This is a genomic window from Kitasatospora sp. NPDC054768, assembly GCF_053612025.1.
On record NZ_JBSHBN010000323.1, the window covers coordinates 1 to 2,780 of the forward strand.

A 2,780-nucleotide genomic window follows, 5' to 3' on the forward strand; every position below is an offset into this window, starting at 1 on the left:
ACCCCCGGGGCGGTTCGACGAGAACCGCCCCGGGGGCTCCGGGTTTCCGCACCTCCGGACCGCTACTGGCTCTTGATCGAGTCCAGGATGTCCAGCTTGGCCGCCCGGTGGGCCGGCCAGAGCGCGGCCAGAAGACCGATCACGGCGGCCGCGAGCAGGAAGCCGACGGTTTGCACCGGCGGGACGACGGTGGTGATGTCCTTGAGGCTGTCCGCCAGCGTGCGCACGCCCGCCCAGGCGACCAGGATGCCGAGGCCGACACCCACCAGCCCGCCGAACAGCGCGATCAGCAGCGACTCCAGCCGGACCATCCGGCGGATGCCGAGCCGGTCCAGGCCGATCGCCCGCAGCATGCCGATCTCCCGGCGGCGCTCGAACACCGACATCGCCATGGTGTTGACCACGCCGAGCACCGCGATGACCACGGACATGCCGAGCAGGCCGTACATCATGTTCAGGATTCCGGTGATCATCTGGCGGTTCTCCGCCTTGATCTCCTTCGCGCCCTTGACCGCGATCAGCGGGTTGCCGCCGGTCGCGTCGCGCAGCGCCTGCTTCAGCTCCTCGGTCGCGCCGTTCGTGCCCTTGACCAGGACCTTCTCCAGGCCGGTGCCGGGCGCCAGGTGCGGGCCGACCACGGCCTCCGGGACGACGACCGACGCCAGCGCGGTGTTGGCCTCCAGGATGCCGCCGACGGTCAGCGAGCCCTTGGCGCCGTCCGGGTAGGTGACGGCGAGGGCGTCGCCGACCTTGTAGCCGGCATGCTCGGCCCGGCCCGAACTGACCAGCAGCTTGCCCTGCTTGAGGGCGTCCGCGGAGCCCTCCTTGACCTTGACGGTGGCCAGCTGGTCGATGGTCGCGGCGTCCACCGCGGTCATCCACTCACTGTCCTCCCCGTTCTGCCCGGTCGTGACGGTCACGCCGCGCTCGGTGCTGATCACGCTGACGCCGGGCGCCTTGGCGATCTGGGCGGCGACCTCGGGGGAGAGCTTCGAGAAGTTCTGCATCGCGACCGTGTAGTCGGCCTTGAGGTCGGTCTCGGCGGCCTTGTCCACCGCCTGGTTCACCGAGGCGCCGATCACGGTCAGCGAGGTGATCAGGGTGACGCCGATGGTCAGCGCCGAGGCCGTGGCGGCGGTGCGGCGCGGGTTGCGGATCGCGTTCTCCTGGGCCAGCTTGCCCGGTGCGCCGTACACGGCGCGCAGCAGCGGGGCGAACAGCGCGATCAGCGGTCGGGACAGCAGCGGGGTCAGCACGAACACGCCGATCAGCAGCGCACCGGCGCCGAGGCCGACCAGCTTGACCTCCTTGCCGGCCACACCGGCCGCCAGCGAGACGAGGCCGGCCAGCGAGAACAGCAGGCCGATGGCGTTGCGGACCCGCAGGCCCTTCTGGGTGGCGGGCTGCTCGGCCGAGCTCATCGCCGCCACCGGGGCGATCCGGGACGCCCGGCGGGCGGGCAGCCAGGCGGCCAGCACCGTCACCAGCACGCCGACCGCGAGCGCGGCGAGCACCGTGCCGGGGGCGACGATCAGCGGGCCGTCCGGAAGGTTGGCGTCCATCGGGCCGTTGAGCAGCGACTTGAGTCCGGCGGCGATGCCGATGCCCGCCAGCAGACCGGTCACCGAGGCGGTCAGACCGACCAGCACGGCCTCGACCAGCACCGAGCGGGTGATCTGGCGGCGGGTGGCGCCGACGGCGCGCAGCAGGGCCAGTTCCTTGGTGCGCTGGGCGACCAGCATGGTGAAGGTGTTGGCGATGATGAAGATCCCGACGAACAGCGCGATGCCCGCGAAGCCCATGAGGAAGGTGGTCAGGACGGTGGTGCCCTTCCTGATCATCTCGTCCTGCTCGGCGGCGAGGTCACGCCCGGTCCTGGCCTCGATGAAGTCGCCCTGCGGGACGGCCTGCTTGACGGCGGTGAGCAGCGCGTCGTCGTCGGTGCCCGGCTTGGCCTTGACGTCCAGCTCGGCGTAGCGGCCCGGGGTCAGGTAGAGCCGCTGGGCGGTGGCGGTGTCGAAGGCGGCCAGCGAGCCGCCGGCCACCACGCGCGGGTCGTTGGTGGTCAGGGTGCCGGTGAGCTTGAGCTTCATCACCGGGCCGTTGACCGCGACCCGGACGGTGTCGCCGACCTTGTAGCCGCCCTTGTCGGCGGTCTTGCGGTCGAGCGCGATCTCGGTGGCGTCCTTCGGGCCGCGGCCCTCGACCAGCGGGTAGCGCGGGTCGGTGCCGTCGGCGCCCGGCACGTAGTTGGTGCCGGTGGTGGAGAAGCCGTTGCCGATCAGCGCGCCCTTCGTGTCGGCGATGCCGGCGAAGCCGCCGACCACGCCGCGGACCTCGGCGGCGCCGGGCACCGCGGCGACCTTGGTGCGGGTCTCCTCGGTGAGGGTCGGTCCGGCGACCCGGCCGCTGTGGTCGTCGCTGAGGTTGCGGGCCTCGCGGTCGCTGACCGTGACGGCGACGTCGGTGTAGCTCTTGGAGTTCTGGGTCCTCAGCGCGTTGCCGAAGGTGTCGGAGAAGACCAGCGTGCCGGCCACGAAGGCGGTGCCGAGCATGACGGCCAGTACCGTCATCAGCAGCCGGCCCTTGTGGGCGAGCACATTGCGCAGTGCGGTGCGGAACATGGGGAGGCGTCAGTCCTGGGGGTACTCGGGGACGGGTGGCGTTTCGGGGGCCGGGGGCCTCAGCTGGTGCGGCCCTTGGCGTCGAAGCGGCGCATGCGGTCCAGGACGGTGTCGGCGGTGGGGTGGTGGAGTTCGTCGACGATGCGGCCGTCGGCG

Annotated in this window: 1 protein-coding gene and 1 pseudogene; both read right to left on the reverse strand. The window is 71.7% G+C overall.

The window, feature by feature from the left end:
- Nucleotides 1–62 precede the first annotated feature (62 nt).
- Nucleotides 63–2,624, reverse strand: coding sequence for an ABC transporter permease (locus ACWGKU_RS40820; RefSeq protein ID WP_401053578.1), 2,562 nt, complete (start codon nucleotides 2,622–2,624; stop codon nucleotides 63–65).
- 59 nt (nucleotides 2,625–2,683) lie between these two features.
- A pseudogene (locus ACWGKU_RS40825) lies at nucleotides 2,684–2,780 on the reverse strand (ABC transporter ATP-binding protein); the annotation flags it as partial.